This window comes from Gemmiger formicilis (genome assembly GCF_016901605.1).
Taxonomy (GTDB): domain Bacteria; phylum Bacillota; class Clostridia; order Oscillospirales; family Ruminococcaceae; genus Gemmiger; species Gemmiger formicilis_B.
Genome location: NZ_JACJKP010000029.1, coordinates 1 through 21229 on the forward strand (window position 1 = coordinate 1; position 21229 = coordinate 21229).

At 47.6% G+C, this 21229-nt stretch carries 22 protein-coding genes; 5 read left to right on the forward strand and 17 right to left on the reverse strand.

Features of this window, described 5'->3' with window-relative positions; genetic code table 11:
* On the reverse strand, positions 1–711 hold a 711-nt coding region (locus H6B10_RS03780), incomplete at its 3' end, for a segregation and condensation protein A (RefSeq protein WP_204649801.1).
* Positions 712–713: 2 nt separating this feature from the next.
* Positions 714–1376, reverse strand: a complete 663-nt coding sequence (locus tag H6B10_RS03785; RefSeq protein WP_345941701.1) for a site-2 protease family protein — start codon at positions 1374–1376, stop codon at positions 714–716.
* Between the two features lie 204 nt (positions 1377–1580).
* Here H6B10_RS03785 and rpmB point away from each other — a divergent pair, with 204 nt between their 5' ends.
* From rpmB to H6B10_RS03800, 3 genes are all read left to right on the forward strand, one after another.
* Entirely contained in the window at positions 1581–1769 is a 189-nt protein-coding gene (rpmB, locus tag H6B10_RS03790) for a 50S ribosomal protein L28 (protein ID WP_040917667.1), read from the forward strand.
* Positions 1770–1843: 74 nt separating this feature from the next.
* Positions 1844–2017 carry a DUF4250 domain-containing protein gene (locus H6B10_RS03795; protein ID WP_204649807.1) on the forward strand — a complete coding sequence of 58 codons (174 nt, stop codon included), beginning with the start codon at positions 1844–1846 and terminating at the stop codon, positions 2015–2017.
* A gap of 33 nt (positions 2018–2050) precedes the next feature.
* Positions 2051–3244, forward strand: coding sequence for an ATP-grasp domain-containing protein (locus H6B10_RS03800; RefSeq protein ID WP_204649810.1), 1194 nt, complete (start codon positions 2051–2053; stop codon positions 3242–3244).
* A gap of 152 nt (positions 3245–3396) precedes the next feature.
* On the opposite strand, the gene H6B10_RS03805 is transcribed toward H6B10_RS03800, so the two are convergent.
* Genes H6B10_RS03805 through H6B10_RS03820 form a run of 4 tightly spaced genes read right to left on the reverse strand, consistent with a single transcriptional unit; the run spans position 3397 to position 7696 of the window.
* Entirely contained in the window at positions 3397–4902 is a 1506-nt protein-coding gene (locus H6B10_RS03805) for a DUF6056 family protein (RefSeq protein WP_204649813.1), read from the reverse strand.
* A 24-nt stretch (positions 4903–4926) separates the two neighbouring features.
* The gene (locus H6B10_RS03810; protein ID WP_204649816.1) at positions 4927–5688 is read right to left on the reverse strand and encodes an esterase family protein; all 762 of its coding nucleotides are present in this window, start codon (positions 5686–5688) and stop codon (positions 4927–4929) included.
* Between the two features lie 12 nt (positions 5689–5700).
* Positions 5701–6540 (reverse strand): YdcF family protein, encoded by an 840-nt coding sequence (locus tag H6B10_RS03815; RefSeq protein WP_204649820.1) that lies wholly within the window; start codon positions 6538–6540, stop codon positions 5701–5703.
* Positions 6521–7696, reverse strand: coding sequence for a phosphopentomutase (locus tag H6B10_RS03820; protein ID WP_204649823.1), 1176 nt, complete (start codon positions 7694–7696; stop codon positions 6521–6523). The genes H6B10_RS03815 and H6B10_RS03820 overlap by 20 nt, the downstream gene beginning before the upstream one ends.
* 340 nt (positions 7697–8036) lie before the next feature.
* On the opposite strand from H6B10_RS03820, the gene pyk reads away from it, so the two are divergent.
* Positions 8037–9782: a pyruvate kinase gene (gene pyk / locus H6B10_RS03825; RefSeq protein ID WP_204649826.1), complete on the forward strand. Its 1746-nt coding sequence runs from the start codon at positions 8037–8039 to the stop codon at positions 9780–9782.
* 13 nt (positions 9783–9795) lie between these two features.
* Positions 9796–10257, forward strand: a complete 462-nt coding sequence (locus H6B10_RS03830) for an S-ribosylhomocysteine lyase (RefSeq protein WP_204649829.1) — start codon at positions 9796–9798, stop codon at positions 10255–10257.
* A gap of 226 nt (positions 10258–10483) precedes the next feature.
* Here the strand turns inward: H6B10_RS03830 and pta are convergent, their stop codons facing one another.
* From pta to H6B10_RS03885, 11 genes are all read right to left on the reverse strand, one after another.
* Positions 10484–11449, reverse strand: coding sequence for a phosphate acetyltransferase (gene pta / locus H6B10_RS03835; protein ID WP_204649832.1), 966 nt, complete (start codon positions 11447–11449; stop codon positions 10484–10486).
* 202 nt (positions 11450–11651) lie between these two features.
* Positions 11652–11882 carry a hypothetical protein gene (locus tag H6B10_RS03840; RefSeq protein WP_204649835.1) on the reverse strand — a complete coding sequence of 77 codons (231 nt, stop codon included), beginning with the start codon at positions 11880–11882 and terminating at the stop codon, positions 11652–11654.
* Positions 11872–12147 carry a DUF1294 domain-containing protein gene (locus H6B10_RS03845; RefSeq protein ID WP_204649837.1) on the reverse strand — a complete coding sequence of 92 codons (276 nt, stop codon included), beginning with the start codon at positions 12145–12147 and terminating at the stop codon, positions 11872–11874. Before H6B10_RS03845 ends, H6B10_RS03840 begins: the two co-directional genes overlap by 11 nt.
* A gap of 239 nt (positions 12148–12386) precedes the next feature.
* Positions 12387–13019, reverse strand: a complete 633-nt coding sequence (locus tag H6B10_RS03850; RefSeq protein ID WP_204649839.1) for a recombinase family protein — start codon at positions 13017–13019, stop codon at positions 12387–12389.
* Positions 13020–13201: 182 nt separating this feature from the next.
* Positions 13202–14041: a hypothetical protein gene (locus H6B10_RS03855; protein ID WP_204649841.1), complete on the reverse strand. Its 840-nt coding sequence runs from the start codon at positions 14039–14041 to the stop codon at positions 13202–13204.
* A 48-nt stretch (positions 14042–14089) separates the two neighbouring features.
* Positions 14090–14281 carry a hypothetical protein gene (locus H6B10_RS03860; protein ID WP_204649843.1) on the reverse strand — a complete coding sequence of 64 codons (192 nt, stop codon included), beginning with the start codon at positions 14279–14281 and terminating at the stop codon, positions 14090–14092.
* Between the two features lie 12 nt (positions 14282–14293).
* Entirely contained in the window at positions 14294–17215 is a 2922-nt protein-coding gene (locus tag H6B10_RS03865; protein WP_204649845.1) for a GIY-YIG nuclease family protein, read from the reverse strand.
* Between the two features lie 15 nt (positions 17216–17230).
* Positions 17231–18742 (reverse strand): Eco57I restriction-modification methylase domain-containing protein, encoded by a 1512-nt coding sequence (locus H6B10_RS03870; protein WP_204649846.1) that lies wholly within the window; start codon positions 18740–18742, stop codon positions 17231–17233.
* Positions 18735–19403 carry a hypothetical protein gene (locus tag H6B10_RS03875; RefSeq protein WP_204649848.1) on the reverse strand — a complete coding sequence of 223 codons (669 nt, stop codon included), beginning with the start codon at positions 19401–19403 and terminating at the stop codon, positions 18735–18737. The genes H6B10_RS03870 and H6B10_RS03875 overlap by 8 nt, the downstream gene beginning before the upstream one ends.
* A gap of 12 nt (positions 19404–19415) precedes the next feature.
* Positions 19416–20018 carry a hypothetical protein gene (locus H6B10_RS03880; RefSeq protein WP_204649851.1) on the reverse strand — a complete coding sequence of 201 codons (603 nt, stop codon included), beginning with the start codon at positions 20016–20018 and terminating at the stop codon, positions 19416–19418.
* A 405-nt stretch (positions 20019–20423) separates the two neighbouring features.
* Positions 20424–21229: hypothetical protein (locus H6B10_RS03885; RefSeq protein WP_204649854.1), on the reverse strand; the 806-nt coding region annotated here is incomplete at its 5' end.

The following is a 21229-nucleotide window of genomic DNA, read 5'->3' on the forward strand; positions in this document are numbered from 1 at the left end:
CTTTTGTCTGTTATGGCTGCGATCCAGTTCCAGTGCGCCGTCCTGTTCCACACGAACACGCCCTGCTCGGATCAGTTCCAGCAATGCCAGGAAAGTTGCCACATTGGTACTGCGGCTTTCTTCCCTGCTGAACAGCTGATTCATCTTATGCAAACTTCCGCGCAGAAGCCCACGCAGCATATGGGAAACACGGCTTGCCACCGAAACAAACGGTGCCGTCACCAACGGTTCAAACCGTTCCTGAGTCGGTTTGCGCTTACGCAGGCTTCTCCCCATCAGGTTGAACCATGCCTGTACCAACAGGTTTGGATCATGGCGGCGTGTATATTCAGCAGCGCCGACCAGCGGCATGGGTTCGCGCACAGCTGTGTACAGATCTCTTGCGCGGCTGCCCAACTGTGCAGCCACCTCTTTACAAGCACTGTACTCAATCAACCGTCCGGTCAGTTCGGCCTTCATCCGTTCGGCCTCCGGACTCCGCGGCAACAACAGTGCACTCTTCATCTGCACAAGGTGGGCGGCCATATCAATAAACTCGCTGGAAACATCCATGCGGTTTGCTTGTAAGGTTCTGATTGCCGCCGTATATTGATCGATCAGCTCCATGATATTGACATCATAGAGATTCATCTTATTTTTGCCGACCAGATATAAAAGCAAATCCAGCGGGCCTTCAAAGTCTTCCAGCTTAAAAGTAAGTGCTTCTTGCAAAGTTACCCCCAGAGCAGTTCCACAAATCCTGTCAGTTCCACCAGGCGCCCCCACATGAAGTTGACCGCCGCAGAAAGCGGCCAATTGAGCAGGCCGAAAAAGACCAGAAACAGAACCGCAATCATAATATAACGCTCATACCGCATGGCTTTGAAATACAATCTTTGCGGCAAAAACAACAGTACAATGCGGCTGCCGTCAAAAGGCGGAACAGGAATCAAATTAAAGATGGTCAGACTTAAATTCATAACCACCATATCATAAAAAAACAGCATCAGAACCGGAATCCTGTTACCCATACCGCTGTACACAATGCACTTGTACACGATCATGGACGCCCATGCCAGTAAAAAATTGCTGAGCGGACCGGCGGCAGCCGATACTGCCATACCAACCTTGGGATTTTTGTAGTTTCGCGGATTGACCCCTACCGGCCTTGCCCAGCCAACACCGCCAACCAACATACACAATGCACCCAGCGGATCAAAATGGCGCAACGGATTCAGGGAAAGTCTGCCTGCACGAACGGCTGTATCATCCCCCAGCCAATGGCTGACAAGGGCGTGCGACGCCTCGTGAAATGGGATGGCAATCAGAACAACAACAGCTCGCAAAAGATATTGCACAATTTGATACGGCGAAAGCAAGCCGTTCAAAACAAACACCACCCCATTAAAATTTCATCTTATTATATCGTACAAAATGGCTCAAAACAAGCCCCCAACACTTTTACCGAAGGCAGCGCAGGACGAATTTCGGTCAACCGAAGATTTTCACAAAATAAGTTCAACTTTTTTGTGCAAAGGGCTTGCAATTTCAGGAAATATTCGTTATAATAGTACAGCTATTGAAAAGGAGGTGCAAGCAATATGGCCAAATGTTCTTGCTGTGGCAAGGGTGTCACGTTCGGTATCAAGGTTTCTCACTCTCATCGTCGGAGCAACCGTACCTGGAACCCCAATGTCAAGCGCGTGAAGGCGATCGTGGACGGTTCCCCGAAGTATATCTACGCCTGCACCCGCTGCCTGCGCTCTGGTAAAGTTACCCGCGCGGTCTGATTGGAAAGAAAAATTGCCGGTCACGTCCGTGGCCGGCTTTTTCTCTTTTTCGGCCTAATTGTAAGGAGTATACCATGCTGCCCCAGGACCCTATTATTCTATTAAGCTATGTAAATACCAAACTGCGTGACCGCGATGCCAGTCTGGCTGCGTTCTGCGAGGAAGAAGAAGCCGACGCATCGGCTTTGTGTGCGGCCCTTGCGGAAGTGGGATACGAGTACGATCCTGCACAAAACCAGTTTGTGTAAACCCGTTTTGTGAGAGAGGAAGTCGAATCATTCATGAATTTTGTTTTCGTCAGCCCGCATTTTCCCAAAACGTATTGGAATTTTTGCGAGCGACTGCGCCGCAACGGCGTCAATGTGCTGGGCATCGGCGACGCACCTTTTGACGAAATCCCCTACGAATTAAAAGATTGTCTGACGGAGTATTACCGTGTGGACAATCTTGGGAACTACGATGAGATGGTCCGCGCCGTCGGTTATTTCACCTTCCATTACGGAAAAATCGATTGGCTGGAATCCAATAACGAGTATTGGCTGGAAATGGACGCACAGCTGCGTACCGACTTCAACATTACAACCGGTGCACAGAATGATTTCATCGAGCGCATCAAATTCAAGAGCAAAATGAAAGAAAGTTATCGCGCTGCCGGTGTTCCTGTTGCCCGTCACCACATGGTCAGCACCATCAGTGCTGCCCGCCAGTTTATTCAAAATGTAGGTTATCCGGTCATTGTGAAACCGGATAACGGTTGCGGTGCGGAAGCGACCTACAAACTCAAAAACGACAGCGATCTTCGGGCTTTTTTTGCAAAGCTGCCCAGCATTCCCTACATTATGGAAGAGTACATTAACGGCACCATCGTCAGTTTTGATGGCGTTGCTGATTCCCACTGCATACCGCTGTTCTATACATCCAACGTCTTCCCTACCCCGCTTCTGGACATTGTCAGCCAAAAAGGGGATCTTGCGTATTGGACGCAAAAGCATGTTCCCCCCGCATTGAAAGATGTGGGTTTTCGAACCATCAAAGCCTTCGGCGCCAAAAGCCGTTTCTTCCATTGTGAGTTTTTCCAATTGAATGAAGATAAACCCGGCTTAGGACAGAAGGGCGACTATGTAGCGTTGGAGGTCAACATGCGGCCTGCGGGCGGATACACCCCCGATATGATCAACTTTGCCAATTCGGTGGACTGTTACCAGATCTGGGCTGATATGGTGTGTTACGACGAGGTCCGCAACCTGGATTTGCGCGGTCCTAAATACTACTGTGTGTATGCCTCTCGCCGGGAATGCCACCGTTACAAACATTCCCACGAACAGATTATGGCGCGTTACGGCAGCCGTATGAAAATGTGCGATGAGTTGCCCTTGGCCCTGCGCCTTGACATGGGTGACTGGATGTACACCGTTAATTTGCGCAGCAGTTCCGAACGGGATGCATTTATCCGGTATGTGCAGGAACGTGCCTGATTCTTCCCTTGACATTAACCATATAAGATTGTACCTGCGCCGCGCGGAAAGAATTCGTTCTTTCTTCGTGGTGTTTTCTTTTGCCCTTCTGCGAAACATATCCCATTTTGCAAAAAACCGGCATGACACTGTGCGTCATGCCGGTTTTTACATTATTCTTTTTCTACTACCACAACAGAGTCTTTGTCATAGTACGGTGTAAGCCCCCACATATCCGGCCCCACCGATACGTCCGTATAAAACAGCAGCCAGGGCCGTTCTTCCGCTCCCAACGGGCTGATGGCTACATCCGGTTGAGAGGCATCATTCAAAGCACGTTCCCGTTCATCCAGTGCCGCAGCAAAACGTGCCGCCTGTCCGTCCGCCAGTTCGTAAGCAGCTTCCAGACTGGTTGCAAAGTAATTGTCCTGCCCTTCTTTCACCGTATGGCTTCCGATGCAGGCCATGCAAACCAGCATTCCGGCTACAACCACCGGCAAACGGTGCCCGTGCCGCAGCAGAAACCGCTCTGCAGGTACCAGCGACAGCCCTCGTACTCGTTCCAGCCATCCGAACAGCAAAAACTCCGAAACTGCCAAACCCAGAAGGAAGGTCATCCATACCACATTCAGTAACCGACCGGCGCCGATGCCGCCCATCGTATAAGAAGGCAGGAAAATCATCGCCCACATGAGGATGAAAGTCCCTGCAATCCCCATCCAGGGATAGCGAAACATCCGATCGGAAATCATCTGGCTTTGTGCCAGACGATGCAGAGGCAAAGCAAGCAAAAGCAGCAGACAAAGCAGCGGAACATCCAGCCACCGAATCCACTCCATAGCCGCCAACAAAAAGCTTTTGACAACCGCTTCCAGGAAGCCTGCCTGTGCAAAGCCATCGGTTCGGACACTGGTGCCCGGTGCAGTAATGTTAATCAGCAACCCCGCCAGAGATGCCACCAATGTGGGGCAGATCCAGAAATTTTTCCGCCGCAGGCACACCACTGATATCAACAGAAGTACCAGGAGATTGAGTTCACCAACCACCTGATGGCCACCACCGATAGTCAACCCTATCAGCACCCCTGCGCCCGCATAGCAAAACCGGCGCTTCTTGCTGATGCTGTTCGGTGTGAACAGTGCTACTGCGATTCCTGCGTTGAGCACCGTAAGAGCAAAATACGGCAGATAGTTCATAGCGCCGTTGAACCAATAGAGACCTTCTACCGGCGAGGGCATGCCTTCGATAAAGGCAAACAGGAACAGCACCGACAAGGCCAACGGAAGGCGTCTTTGTGCCGGTTCCAGCCGGTTCACAATCAGACGAGAACAGGCATACAGACACAGAAACAGCGGTACCAATACACATGCCAGCGTCAGTCCGTACCAGGCATTTCCAAAAATCGCAGGCTGCAGTGCCAGTATAAAACCGGAAACATACAACCCTTGCCAATTCCGGAAGAAATAGACTGTTGTTTCCCAGGCAGCTGCCAGCAACCGCGGCCAATCTGCACCATACTGCTGTACAACTGCGTGCGTTCTTGCCGCATAGACATAGTCGTCGGCCGAAGGCCGCGCGTAAAACGCCAACATCACAACCGGAATCAACAACACAGCAATTGCAAGAATAAACCGGCGCAGCCAGCGCTTCTGCGCTGCCGCATCATGCCAGAAGTCCATACTTTCAATATTCCTTTTCTGCACTTATGGATTTCCAAGGATCATCTGCAGGAAATACACCCACTGTTTTTCCCACCAGGGCCAGTCGTGGGAAACATCCTGTCCCCAGATATCTACAATCGGATGGATGTTTTTGCTTTCCAGAATTGCCTGCAGCTCTTTCGTAGAAGCCAGGAGATCTCCTTCCCAGGCCCCCTGGCCGCAGCACATAATAAATTTATCTGCCTGCTCGTACAGCTTTTTGTAGAGATGATTTTCGGGGAAATTCCGCATATAGTCACAGGGAGAATTCCGGTAGACCAGATCGTCCATGTAATCTCCAAAGAACATCCGCGACGAGTACAGACCGCTCAACGCAATGGTACCGTTGTACAAATCGGGACGGCGCAGATAGAAATTCACAGCATGGCCGCCGCCCATACTGGCACCACCCACCAGGACCCGGCCGGTATGGTCCTCGCCCTGCTCCCGGTTGATTTCCAGAATACGGGGAGTAAGTTCTTCGCAAATATAATTATACCAACGTTCCTGCATCTCAATGCGCGGACGTTCCGGGCCATGATTGTCCCAACTTTCGGGGTCAATGCTGTCCGCGGTAAAAATCTGCAATTTTCCGCTGTCAATCCAGGGCGCGGCAAGATTGCACATGTTCCGGTCTTCCCAGTCGTAAAAGCGTCCACTCTGACAAGGGAAAATAATAATCGGGCGCCCGGCATGGCCGTATGCCTTGAATTCCATAAACCGATCCAGATAACGACTGTACTCCTTATAATAGCGGATCTGCATGGCAGTTCCCTCCTATTTATAAAAAAATCGTTTGTTCAAATCCAAAAGCCCCACCATAGCATGCATGGGACCGCTGGAAGATGTTTTGAATACCCAATAATAAGCAAGCGCCAGCGCCTCGCGTAAATAGCAGGGCAACACGCTGCGCCACGGCGTAGTGGAAGGCAGCGAAGTGACCTGTGTAAACCCGGCTCGTTTGGCATAACACCCCGCCCGGTAACAATGGAACGCGTTGGACACATATACAATGGGTGTATTCTCATCAAATCCATACTGCTGAAGCAATTCCAGCGACAAGGAAAAGTTTTCCTCCGTGGAAGTCGATGCATTTTCTGCCACAACACGTTCAGGCGGCAATCCCTTTTCAATCAGGTAGTCACGCATCGCCTGCCCTTCCGGCACCCATTCATCGCGTCCCTGCCCGCCGCTGGTCACCACAAACACATCCGGGTGAGCCATAGCATAATCATATGCCTTATCCAGACGGTAACGAAGCAAGGTGCTTGGCTTATCCCGACGCAGACCGGCCCCCAATACAACAAACACTTTTTCCTGCCCTGTGGGGGGATTGGCATAACCACTGACCGCCACAAAAGCAACCAGTCCCGCATACAGAACACCAATGACCAGCAGGCACCACCAGACGATGCGCCCGGCCCCGGGTGCATGAAACCATGTGTGCAAAGGCTTTCGCCAGATGGCGTAGGCTGCGATCATTGCCGTCAGCAACCAGACCATCAGGTTGCCCATGTTGAAGTTGCTGGTCAAAGCCAGGCCGATTGAATAAGCAACCAGTGCAGCGGTCACAACATAAAGCAGTATAACCGGCATCTTACTTGCAAATTTCATCATAAACTCCACAGCCTGCGGGGCAATAAGGAACCTGCAGGCTCTGGCAGACCGTGTCGGCAATGGTGGCAAAGCTGTAACGCGTATGCAGATTCACGCCCCCACGGATCTCATCGCCATAAACCAGGAACGGTACATACTCACGCGTATGATCTGTGGTTTTTGTGTAGCTGGGATCGCAGCCATGGTCTGCCGTAACCATCAGTACATCTCCGGGACGCATTTTCTCCATGAATGCAGGCAGCCAATCATTAAACTCTGCCGCAGCGGCCGCATAACCGGCCACATCGCGCCGATGCCCGTACAGCATATCAAAGTCCACCAGATTGACAAAAGCCAGACCTTCGAAATCACGATCCGCCAATTCCAGCGTCACCTTGAGTCCTTCGGTATTGCCGCTGGTACGGATTGTTTCGCCAATGCCTTTTCCTGCAAAAATATCATAGATTTTGCCCACGCCGATGGTTTCCTTACCGGCTGCCTGAATCGCATCCAGCATGGTATCATGCGGCGGCACAAGGCTGTAATCATGACGCCGCGGCGTACGGGTAAAGGTTTGGGCGTTTTCTCCCGTAAAAGGCCTTGCAATCACTCGGCCTACACCGTATTTGCCTACCAGCAGTGCGCGGGCCTGCTCACAGATCTCATAAAGCTTCTCGATGGGAACAATGGATTCATGAGCTGCAATTTGGAAAACGCTGTCTGCTGAAGTATAAATAATGAGTGCACCGGTTTTTACATGTTCTTCGCCATAATCACGAATCACGTCGGTGCCGGAATAGGGTTTATTGCAAAGCACTTTGTACCCGGTTTTTGCCGTAAATTCATCCAGCAATTCCTGAGGGAAACCGTTCGGGAAGGTGGGCAGCGGATCGGCACTCAAAAGTCCCGCAATCTCCCAATGTCCAATGGTCGTATCTTTACCGGCACTTGCCTCGCGCAGCCGCGCAAAGCTACCCAACGGGTTCGCCACAGGTGCCCCGCAGGTTACCCCGTCCAGGTTAAACATGCCCAGCTCTGCCAAATGATTTCCCTTGAAATTCGGGTGCGCTGCAATAGCTGCCAACGTATTGGTTCCTTCATCACCAAAAAGTGCTGCATCCGGTTCTGCTCCAATGCCGAAGCTATCCAGCACAATGAGAAATACTCGTTTTGCCATAGTCTTGAATCTCCTGTCTACATGTAAAGTTTGCACCGGGCACAGGAACAGATTCTGCAGGATGATTGATCGTACCAAACCAATGTGGCCGCCACGATTCACCAGAATCCGCCTAAGTCCCGGTAAACGCCGGAATTCAGTATTTCAAACTTAAATATTGTATTTTATTATACCTTAAAAGTTCCGAAAAGTAAAACACTAAATGGCCGCTTCTGTTTGCAGATTATCCAAAGGTAAAAAGCCTGTAAAAGCCTGTGTGGGGCTTGTGTATGTTGCACATTTTGTAGTATAATAAGTTCGTATAATGTTTATGATTGAGAATCTATGGAGGGATAAGTATATGCGTAAAACAAAAATTGTTTGCACAATGGGTCCGTCCACCGATAAGCCTGGTATTCTCCGCCAGTTGCTGGAAAGCGGTATGGATGTTGCCCGTTTTAATTTTTCTCACGGCGATTACGCTGAGCATAAAGGTCGTCTGGATGCACTGCGTGCATTGACCTCCGAAATGGATCTTCCCGTTGCCGCCATGCTGGATACCAAGGGTCCGGAAATTCGTCTGGGCACCTTTGCCAACGGGGCAGAGACCCTGACCTCCGGTCAGAAGTTTACCCTGACCACCCGTGATGTGGAAGGCACAAATGAGATTTGCGCCATCACCTATAAGGATCTGCCCCGCGACGTACAGCCCGGCGGTCGTATTATGCTGGATGACGGTCTGATTGAATTGACCATCAATCAGGTCACCGACACCGACATTCTGTGCACCGTGCAGAATGACGGCGTAATCAAAACCAAGAAGGGCGTCAACGTTCCCGGCGTGCATCTGTCCATGCCCTACATGAGCCAGCGCGATCGCAATGATATTCTCTTTGGCATCGAGCAGGGCTTTGACCTGATTTCTGCCAGCTTCACCCGCAATGCGCAGGATATCATGGAGATTCGCCATCTTCTGAACGAGCATGACTGCACCATGCGCATCATTGCCAAAATCGAGAACCAGGAAGGCATCGACAACATTGATGAAATCCTGACTGTTGCCGACGGTATTATGGTTGCCCGTGGTGATATGGGCGTAGAAATCGACTTTGCCGAAATTCCTGCCATTCAGAAGCATCTGATTGACCGCGCCATGAGCGCCGGCAAAATCTGCATTACGGCTACGCAGATGCTGGATTCCATGATGGTGAATCCCCGCCCGACCCGTGCCGAAATTACCGACGTTGCCAACGCTATCTACGATGGTACCGGTGCCGTTATGCTTTCCGGCGAAACCGCTGCCGGCAAATATCCGGTGGAAGCTTTGAAGGCTATGGCAACCATTGCCGAAACTACTGAAGCCGATTCCAGCTTTGACAGTCTGGTACACCACGCCGGTGCCCACGACTCTCACCTGACCATTGGCGCCGCTGTCGGTCATGCTGCCTGCACGACGGCTACCGATATTGGTGCTTCCGCCATCATTTCCGCTTCCAAGAGCGGTGAAACAGCCCGTCTGCTGAGCCGCTTCCGTCCTGATACCCAGATCATCGCCTGCGTGCTGGATGAAAGCACCCGCCGCCAGATGAACATTTACCGCGGTGTGACTCCCCTGCTGATGGATTACGCCAATTCCACCGATGAGCTGATTTCCATGTCGGTAGCCGCCGCTGAAAAAGCCGATTTGATTCATTCCGGCGACTTGGTAGTTGTAACGGCTGGCGTTCCCGTCGGCGTTTCCGGCACTACCAACATGATCAAGATTCACCTCGTTGGCAACACGCTGCTTGCAGGTGTCGGCATTGGTCAGCACAATGCCAAGGGCGAGGTTTGCGTCTGCCGCAGCGCTGCCGAGGCAGCCAAGAAGTTCAAACCCGGTCAGATCCTGGTTGTCCCCTTCACCACCAACGCAGCTCTGCCTTTCATGCGTGACGCTGCCGGCATCATTACAGAGGAAGCCGGTACCAACAGCCATTCTGCCATTGTTGGTTTGACGCTGGATAAGGCGGTTATCGTTGGCGCTACCAACGCTACCCGCACACTGAAAGACGGCATGACAATTTCTATGGACTGCTCTCGCGGTGTGGTCCAGGCCATGCCGGAATGAAGGAGTCTCCACGATGGAACGAATCGCCAGTTTTTGTGTTGATCATACCAAATTGCTTCCGGGCATGTATCTTTCCCGGCAGGACGGTCCAAACGGTGAAATCCTGACCTGGGATATCCGCATGAAGCGCCCTAATCAAGGGCAATATTTGTCCCCTGCTGCGGCACATACCCTGGAGCACATGTTTGCCACGTATGCTCGTAACAGCGCCTACAGCCACGGGGTTGTGTACGTGGGCCCCATGGGGTGCCTGACCGGTTTTTATCTGGTAACGATCGGCTTGAACGGTGGGGAGGCATTGGAACTTGTTCGCAGCGCCTTCTCCTGGATGGCTTCTTATGAGGGAGAAATTCCCGGTGCTTCTGCTGAGGAATGCGGCAACTATCTGATGATGGACCCCATTGCTGCCCGGGCTGAAGCTGCAGCGATGCTGCCGGTTTTGAACGCCTTGGATGCAGATCACCTGAGGTATTGATCTTTTTCGCAAAACCATAAACCAAAACGCCACCCCGTAAAAGGGGTGGCGTTTTTTGTACCTATTTCATGTTTTTGTGTTTCCGTGAGACTATACAAATTTGGGAAAAGAGTAGTGTTGGAAAAAGTTTGCCTTGTAAATTCTCCTATATAAGAAATTCCCTTTCCCATAAGGTTTGTGTTACGAGAAAGGGAAACTATATTTTACGCTATGAAGAAAAGGACACTCAGATCAATGCAGCCGTAATCAAAGCCATCTTATATACTTCTTCAGCATTGCATCCGCGGGACAAATCGTTGATAGGAGCGTTCAAGCCCTGCAAAATGGGACCGTAGGCTTCAAAACCGCCCAACCGCTGTGCAATCTTGTAGCCGATATTGCCAGCATTGATGTTGGGGAAAATAAAGGTGTTGGCATACCCTGCTACAGCAGAGCCGGGGGCCTTGAGCTGGCCAACTTCCGGTGCAACCGCCGCATCAAACTGCAGTTCACCATCCACCTTCAGTTCGGGATGTGCTTCCTGTACACGAATGGTAGCGTTGCGCATCTTGTCAACGGTCTCGCCTTTGCCGGAACCTTTGGTGGAATAGGACAGCAGTGCCACACGCGGGTCGATACCGAAGATCTCTGCAGTGTGCGCTGTTTCTACCGTAGACTCTACGATCTCATCCTCACTGGGATCAATGTTGATGGCACAGTCGCCCATGGCAATGCTCTCATTGCCGCGCATAAGGATGAAGCAGGAGCTTACCGACTTGATGCCCGGTTTGCATTTGATCAGCTGCAGTGCCGGACGAACGGTATCGGCTGTAGAATAAGTGGCACCGCCCAGCAGGCAATCCGCTTTCCCCATCTTTACCAACATGGTGCCGAAGTAGTTGGATTTGGACAATGCTGCACGGCACTGCTCCTCCGTCATCTTACCTTTGCGCAGTTCCACCATTTTGGAGACCATTTCGTCAAAACCTTCATAAGCAGCGGGGTCCAAAATTTCTGCGCCGGTAATATCAAAGCCACCTTCAGCCGCCGCTTTGTTGACAGCCTCGGGATTGCCCAGCAGAATCACACGCAAGGTCTTACCTGCCAACAGACGGCTGGCGGCCGACAGGATGCGCTCGTCGGTGCCTTCGGTAAAGACAATAGACTTGGACTCTGCGCGCAGTTTGGCTTCAAAATTTTCAAAAATGGACATACAAAAAACTACCTCCATATCATTTAACGCAGAAATATTGACAAATATCCTCTGCTTGACACTTACAAAATAATTATAACATCGATTTTCTCTTTTGCAAAGAATCTGTGCGTTTTCGCTACAGATTGCGCAAAAAATATGCGATACCGCAAGATACCTCACAAAGTTAATAAAATGACAAATTTAGATTGGTATTTTTTTGTCAATTCCGACATGGCGGTTCATAACCGTATGCTCGATAAAACGCAGCAATATCCGTCTCATTTTGTACCACCACAGCCTGCAGCAGACGGCCTGTTTTGGTATCCAAAAAGCCGATCAATGTTTCCCCTGTGCAGATGCTGCTCTGGGTGGTGATGTTCTCCCGACCCAATCCCTGGGGCGGCGTTAAAATAACAGTACTTCTGTGTTTCTTTAAACAGTCAAACCACATGAAACCATCCTCCCAACCAGAATGCCAAAGCAATCTGCGCTATCAGGATCAGCGGCATTCCCAACACAAAATACCAGTGCTTGGTTTTATGATGCCAAACATACATGCCCAACCAGGCGCCAAGACTTCCTCCTGCCAACGCCGCCGCAAACAAAGTATGCTCCGGTATACGCCAGCGGTGTTTTTGCGCACGTAGTTTATCTGCCGCCATAAGACAAAATGCCACTAAATTGATAAGCGTCAAATACAGCAACCACAATTTCATTATACTATTACGACGCTCCTTCCTCGCCGGCCTGTTTCAAATGTGAGTGTATTACAAATAATCCCCCAGGCGAACCCAAAGGGTTCACCTGGGGGCACATGTGGAAATGTAGCCAAACATGTAAAGCCCCTTGTGTCAACTATTAGAAATGTTTTTTTCTCTTAACAAAGCCATTTTTCAATAAGCCCTGCATTTTTCAATAGTTGACACAAACTCATGGTCACGCAATGTATAAAGATTCACGCACAAAGGTATTTTTCATATTGCCTTGCTAGTTTGTAGAATGTGGTTCTTTTTAGCCCAACCCTTTCCATAGCAGCAACCGCCGTCATTTTTCCGGCCTTCCAATCGGCATATACCTCATCCCAGTCTTCCGGGAATTCCACTGCCGGTCTACCGAAACGCTTTCCCTTTGCCTTTGCGGCAGCCACTCCTTGTGCCTGCCGTTCGCGAATGCTCAATCGTTCTTTCTCAGCTGTATAACTAAGAATTTGAAGAACAAGGTCGGCCACAAATCGCGCATCCAAAGAATTATTGGAACGACTCGTATCCAACAGTGGCATATCCAAGACTTTGATATCAGCTTGAATTTCCTGCGTAATATGCTGCCATTGGGTTCTAATCTCTTGATAATTCCTGCCCAATCTATCCAGACTAACGACTACAAGCAAGTCGCCTTCACGGAGCAGTGGAGCGTTTGTATCGCTTCCTACCAGAGAGTTCCACGATTTTCGCTCAAATGTCTTTCCGCTGGCCTTATCAAATAATATGTTGCGTTCTTCTATGCCGCAGTTCTTCAGCTGCACAATTTGCCGGTCAAGGTTTTGGTCTTTGCTGGACACTCTTGCATACCCGTAAACAACCCGAGGCATTCATCTCGCCTCCTTATATCATTTGCGCTGCCATTTGTTTGCAATAGTCGATGTACATTCACGGACATTCGCATTCTTTCACGATACCTTTACGGACACATGTTCCCTGGCTTTTTCGTTATGACTTCCCATTCGCAAAAGTACACCTTTCCGAACATAGATTTTGGGACATACATAAAATCCTAACGCACTTTTCCTGCTAACGCACTACTCTCAATGTGGGCTTTTGGACAAAAACAGCTTACGAGGGCCTCTACGATTACCTTATTGGCTGGAGCAATAGCTGGGCTAGTAGTTATTACCATTTGGTCAAGCATATTCCCTGCCAATCTCAAATCTATGTATTGGCGGTTGCTCTTAACATTTCCCGTCTTTATCATTGTGTTTACTACAAGGTTCCAGTTGTTAATTCCATCACCTTGCAGAATATTGCACGGAATACTACGAATCAAATATCTGTACTCTCTTTGGAAGCTCCAAATACTACTTTTATAAATTCCCATCATATCTAATGCAATATGAACCTTCGCTTCATCGCTTTGCTCCAATTTTGGACACAGCTTTTTCATATCATCGGTATATTCGACCTTATGTAACTGTTGTCCTATATTGGTTGCAGTAGAAACGCATCCTTGTGCCAATTCATCATAAATATTGACTACCGGAAAAAGCGATGTGGTTGTGTACATAGAAGCACGTTCCTGCAGCGTAGGGTCCCTAAATTGGTTTTTAGTCATATCAAAAATCTGAAATGGGCATGGAGGTAGTGAAATTCGTACTCCGGCTTCCATGGAGGAATACATTTTCCACATCGGAACGCTTTCTTCCTTCATGTCGGTCCACGAACTTACAAAAACGAACTGTCCATAGTTTTGACGGGATTGGCTCTGGGCTTCCTGCAAGTCGTCCATTTTATCCAACGGATTCAGCCTAAGCGTACGATTTTTCAAAATCAATGCCAGACTTTCAACCGTCGTATAATGGTACAAACGGTCAATGCGTTCAAACTGTGTGCTATCCATCTGCCCTCCAATCCTTTTATAGCCATTTTTATGGAACCTATTGCTCCCCTACTGCCCTTTTTCTTGGCACTCAGAGGCATCTACATCATAACCGTTCTCTTCAAAAAAACTTTTCAATATCCGCTCGATTGCAAGCGTTTTTGTCTGGCCAGCATCCTCTGCATATCTACACAACGTGTTATACACTTTTGCATCAAGATAGCAGTTGATATAATGACCATCCTTTTTCTGACGCGGCATATGCTTCCTCCATTATAGTTTTTCGATAATATTATTCTCAAACACAAATGGATAGCCTAGCCTCTTTTGACCTTCATCGAAACGGACATCCATTACAGTTCCGTTAAAGTCGGTTACTGTACCAACACCGAACTTCTTGTGCTTTACCTTATCCCCAATCGTGATTTTGGGGATTTCAGTCACTTTGCTTTCTATGGCTTCAGAAGAGTCTTTCTGCGTAAAAGATATCGGTTTTTGTGTAGCTTCTACTTTTCCAGTCTTCGGAGGTATACTGCTGGTATTCTGAACTTTTGGCTTCTGTGGTGTAACGGTTTTAGCTTGTGTCGCCGCCAAAATTTTCTCTGCTATCGGCATGTATTGCGTAGTGGACACCATCGAATCTCTTTGCTGTGCCGCCATTTGTTCATAATCTTCGCGACTGATAACCGTAGAGAACAGGCCCACATTCTCATCCAAAGCATGCTTACGAATACCGGTGTATTCCAGAGAACTGTCTTCGTATCGTTTGAATGTATAGATAGCCTCGTTCATGATGGAATCATTGAACAAGCCCAAAGAAATCAAAAGGTTAAAATCCTTTACCTCCAGACCCGTGACCTTCTTGAACAATCCCGGCTCAAACTGCGTAATAACATCCTTCAGTGAATATTCGCGGAAATCAGTGAGGAACATAAAGATGGGTATGCGGGTAGCGAACTTAATCAGCTTTTCCTGAATTTGTTTGCGCCGGCTCTTATACTCTTTCTCCTCTTCAGACATTTCCTGCTTTTCTTTTGGTGAAAGAGCTTCCCCTTTCTTCTTCGCTTTTTTGACAGCTTCCGATTTGTTGATGATGATTTCGATATCTTGGTTGAGAGACCGGAATCCTTCAATTTTCATCAATGCTGCCATTGCTTCCGGATTGTTCATGAGACGCTGCAGCGTTTCGTTATCCACATTGACGAGCATAGCGCTTTCCCAGCGCCGCGCCAGCAATGTCGCAGAAGTACCGGACATTGCCAAGTCGAGGATTTCAGAAGCGCTGACCGGTTTCATAGTCGCACCATCATAAGCCAACACCGGAAGAAAATTGATGAATTCCCCTACCTTTTTCTCTTGGTTACTTTCCTCGATATTCAACCGGCAGCTGTAATCAGCGACCTGCTTCAATGCTCTGTCCAGTGCAAAGTCAAAGATGTAGCACTCACGTTTCATGATGACACTACTTCCATCTTCGTTTTTTACCGTCCAAGGACTCTGGACTCGGAAGGCCGCCTGAAAATACGTTTCCGGACTCGAAAGGTTCCGAAGCATAAAGATACCACTCCACGGCTTTACTGTTACGCCCGTGGTAAGCTTACCGCAGGAAAGTGTGATGGTCTTTGTTTCCAACGGCGGGTCCATAGACTCTCTGACAGGCTTCAGTGCATCCAATCCGATGCCGGCTGCTGTGCCGGCACAGATATTCACCGTATAGTCATGATAAAACTTGTTCTGCGGTTCTGCCAGCAGATGCGCCATAGCATAGCAGCTTGCCACATTCGGAAGAAACCAGAATGTGTGTATCAATGCTCTCAGAAGTCTGGCATCCGAATACGGAAGAACCGGACGCTGGTTCTGCGTCATTTTCAGCTCATCCAAGGTTGTTGGCAGATAGGCGCCGCGTATCAGGTCCAACCATTTCTGGACATAACTCCTATAGACGAACTCCGCAGAATCAAGGTCATTCTTTGAAGCACACTTTGCCGAGAAAAACAGATTCAGGTCAAACTCGTTCGTGTCCGAGTTGTATGCCACTTTCCGGATGGCATCCGGCATCTTATAGGTCATCAAAACCATCTGTGGAAGTGCTTCATAAGGGTTCGGCCCTTTTGAGTTATCCCAGCTCCTCTTTTCACGCTGCTCATCGCTGTAAGTCCAACTGAAAATCTGGTCTTCCATGAATTCTCCGGAATTCAAAGCCCGGAAGGGAGTGCCAGACAGATAGAGATAGTAGTTCGATGTAATCGGCAGAAACGATTCGTTGTAAGCGTTATCAGCTTCCGTCTTCTTGTACTTTTCAATATCAAGAGTATCGTAGCTGTCTTCGTCAGGCTTTTCAAAGAGGTCTTTCGCCTTATCACGCCAAGCGCCATAATGGTATTCATCGAACACGACCATATCCCAGTTGGTGGTATGGACCCATTCATTCTTGGCTTTTATGCCGCCATTCTCGTTTGTTCCCAAGTAGTCCTGAAAGGAACCGAAGCAGACAATCGGCCGCGCTTGGTCCAAATCATCCGGCGTAATTCCCTGCTGAGTAGCATGCTCTCTTGAGTAGAACTGCCATCCATCAAAGTCCACATGGGTCATCAAATCTTCTTCCCAAGCCGCTTCGACTGCTGGTTTGAAGGTCAGAATCAAGACACGCTTCATCCCCATTGCCTTTGCCAATTCATAGGTGGCAAAAGTTTTTCCAAAACGCATTTTTGCATTCCACAAAAACTTTGGATGATGAGTTGCGTCTTTTTCTTTTTCAAAGTAGGCTTTTGTAAGCTTTACGGCATACTCTTGCTCCGGGCGCATTTTGAACGTGTTTGTCCGCTGAGTATCGAGATTTGTATTATTAGTTTTCAGTGCAACGATTGCTGCCATTACATCCTGCGGTGTACAGCGGAACCATTCACTTTTTCCCATGCGTTGTATGCCTTTTGCCACGAGCATCCGGTGTACATCATGGTCCGTAAATGAATTGCCGTCAGGATACAAAGCTGATTCCCGAACGAGAATTTCGTAAGGTTTTTTCTTGTCTGGCGTCATCGTGGGAAACTGCTGGGCTACGCGGGCATCAACGTCTTTGGATGTATACCCCACCTTCAGCAATCCCCTATGCTCTGGAATGTGGTCTTGGTAAGCATAAATCATTGGATTTGTTGTCGGCCGACTATGAGAATATTGGTCAAAGATATCAGGCACAGATAACCACCTCTTTTATTCCATAGGATGGATGCTTTTATCGATTAAATCCCATTCTTCTTTAGTAAGTGAGTATTTGGCAACCAATTTCTCGTCTGACCATTTTTGCGTGAAATCTTGAACAGGTACAAAACAGTAAGAAGATTTGGACATATTCATCGATGCCAGCATTTGCATGATGAGGAATCGTACAAATTTGGTTTTCAGATATTCAATCAGATTGTCTGCTTCTTGTTCTGTATCAAATGCCTCCACGACAAGATACGATTCTGTGCATGCGGAATTTGGAGGCAGGTTCTGAACAACTGAAAGAACTCTCATCTTTCCATCTTTATCAGGAACTCCGGCATGCTCAAATGATACCTTTGAGACAATAACTTTCCATTTGTCGAGAATGTCAAATCCGCTAAGAATTCGTTTTTTGTTGATGTAGCCCAGACCGTTGCTGCTCCGAAGGACGACGTCACCCCCATCGTCGAACTTGGTATTGGATTCGAGTCCGAAAGGCTTTCTGCTTGAAACGTATTGACTCATCATCTCTTCGTTTAGGGAATGTACCTTTTCTACGATTGAGACCGCTTTGTTGTTGCGGATAAACGTGCTGTATTTGTTCAGCTTTCGACGAGTAGAATCGGTTGTCCCATCCTTATTGATGTTTGTAACGATGCAATCGCCGCTATGCTGTCTATCCCACAAAAAGTAACAGATGCCTCCTGGGATGTCTACGCCACCAGGGAAGCATATTTTGGAATCTGCGTAATCGACAATCTTCGAAATCCGAGAATCATTCAACATCGCCATTCTAAAATCATTCAAGCCTTTGCCGCCGCTGAACCAACGAGATGGAATAATCATTGTAAGATAATGTGGATTCAGCTTTTTGGCCTGCTCAACGAACTTATGGTACAGAGGTGTTGCACTTTTCCCCGCACCGCCGCCGCCATCAGAAAGCTGGTACGGCGGGTTCGAGATAATAACGTCAAACTTCATCTTGAAAATTTCCTCCGGCGTAAGGGTATGAATCCATTCGTAGGCATGCGTTTCCAGTCCTTCGGTTCGTTTATATTCATTTTCAGAAGCACCACAGAAAACGCAGTTGCCGCTTTTCCAAACATGCTTGGTATTCTTGAACCGAATATTTCCCTCTGCATTATCAAAGCGGGAAACGGAAAATGGCCCGTTTGGATACTTAGAGCAGTACAGACTACGCCGACTCAAAAGACTGGTAAGCTCTGTGATGGCGATACCGTACAGTTGTTCATGGAATATATGGTCAATCCGCTGCTGCAGGTCAGGAATCTCATCCTTGAGTCCTTCAATCAGGCGTTTTGCAATTTCCCGAAGAAAAACTCCTGATTTGCAGCCCGGGTCCAAAAATTTTGTATTCGGGTCCCGGAACAGCTCCTGTGGAAGCATATCCAAAACTTGATTGGCCACCTCTGGCGGCGTAAATACCTCATCGTTACTCAGATTGGCAAGACATAGCAGAACATCCGGTGTATGTACTTCTGCAAACAAATCAGCCATATTTCTGAACCTCCCTATAATCTGTATTCGGGTATTCTCTTACAGGTGCAGGAACCATCGCATCTATTTCTGAATCATATTCCCATTTCCTGCCATTCACACACATATCGAGGCTCATTTGCTTTTCATGGCCTTCCATGAGCTGGTCAAGCTGATAGTCCCTCCGCTTGAGCATAGACCCCATAACAAGGTCCCATTGCGCGAATGTGATAGGGGCGCCATTATTTTGGAGCATCGTCAATGCATCGCCGCACAGAATATTGTGGGCCAAGATGTATCGTACCGCCTCCCGACATTCATCACTGCATGCCGTTTTGCAGTTTTTCCTATACTCCTTATCCCAGATATCAAACATCCGGTTTCGGCATTCTTCCACATTGTCTTGCTGAATATCGACTCCGTAAATGCTGGATACCGCAAGTACAGAATACTTTTCATAGTCAGAACTCAATTTTCCGTATTGCCTTTTGACGGAATTCAATTTCCGGCGCAGCACCTCCGCCAAGAAATTCCCAGTACCGCAAGCAGGTTCAAGAAACCGGCTATCGATTCTATCCGTTTCCGATTCTACCATATCCAGCATGGCATTAACTTCACGCTCATTGGTAAACACTTCTCCATGCTCGGCCACACGTTCTTTGGACTTGATTTGCTCTGACATGCATTTTCTCCTTTACGCCACTTGCTTTTTGCTTGGGATAATCTGTATTTTGGGATATACACAAACCGGGTTAGTCTCACAACCGGTTTCTACCATCATTTTGTAATCATAATCTTTCTGGGTTATACATAGCTTGTCATCAATATCCCACTCGGAAATCAAAAGAGGTTTCCGGCTACTATCAGAGAATGTCAAAGTATTTCCACACTGGATATTCCTATTCAGAATCATCTGAATTGCCTTCTGAATCTCAGCAGGTGTTTTTTGAGCAAACAGCCGACTGCATCTTGAAAACGTTAGGTTATACAGCCGTTCCTTTGTCTCTTTTACATTATCTTCCTGAATATCAATGCCGTAAATTGAGGCTACAGCTCGAAGCAGATTGATAAAATATAGCCTACCGTCGTTTCTATAAAGCTGTTCTACAGATTTCAGCTTACGCATCAGAATTTCGGCCAAGAAATTGCCATTACCACAGGCCGGCTCTAAAAAGGTGCTGTTGATGTCAACGGCCTCCTGCTGAACCATGTTTAACATAGCTTTAACTTCCCGTGTATTGGTAAACACTTCACCATGTTCGAAAACGCGCTCTTTTGACTTAATTTGTGGAGTCATATTTGTCCTCTTCATTATACTGACTTTTTAGATGAAAAGCAAAAATGAATTATTAGCACTAATTATTTCCAGAAAAATATTTTATTTTATTCTCCTGCTCTCGCGTTGATGTGTGGTTAATAGTTCTCAGCAAAAAGTGTTGCTTACAAAAGCATCCCTCCATGGTAATAGTAACAAAGTAGTCCATAAGCACTTACTTATCCGCAAACATATCAAATAACCTGTTTTTTCCTATGGTAACCTATGTGTGTTGAATCGTCTCATTTTCTTGCACCTATTTTTATGTTTAAATTTATCTCGAGCAAAAACTCAACATTATTCAATATAATTCAATATTATTCTACTTAATTATAACATATTTCTATTCCAAGTAAAAGGCTCCCTCGAAATCTGAAGGAGCCTTTTTTATATAATATTCCCCAGCTTTTTGTTCAATATCCGGCGATAATATTCTGCATTGGGGCCACTATGTATATCGCAGTATTTACGATTTGCCTTATTTCCGTAATCAAAGTATCTGTTGCATAACAGGCATTTACGATAACGGAAATTTCCATCCATTATGCTATTCACCAAAGACACATATAGCGAATCCACAATCTTATCGCTAACAAAAATTGTTTGCACCTGCTGTGTGTTTACCTGAATTTTACTGTTATTTATATGTTCCGCTAAGAATTCATCCATAGAGCTGACCAAAAATTGCCATAGAGCACTTCCCTTTATATAGAATTCACCACTCAACACATCCGAAAGCATCTCTGAGATAGACATCCAACTTACATTACTATATTCCGTTTCTTCTCTATACAGCTTTCCCGGAACCCGCTTATACTTAATTTCCCGACCATAGTAACGGTCCAAGTAGTATCCCATTCGGTAGTTGATATATTCCCTCTGCTCTTCAAATTTTTCTTTTATTATATCGGCCGCCTTGGGATTTTGCCACCATGGAATCATAATTTGCGAGTTGCGTGCCCTATACCCTTTATTGCACCCAAACTTTTCCTGTAACTCTATTCCCGATTCCCTACATATATCAGCCCATATGGCCGAAAGAAATTTTGCACACACAAAAGTATCTTGCATGGTTGGGGAGAAACCAAGCATCATATGGATGCATTCATCTATACAACCAAGGTGTTCAGCAAGAACATTTGGAATAACCTCCCATGACATAGGTGTATATTTCTTCCCATTTACCGTGTTTT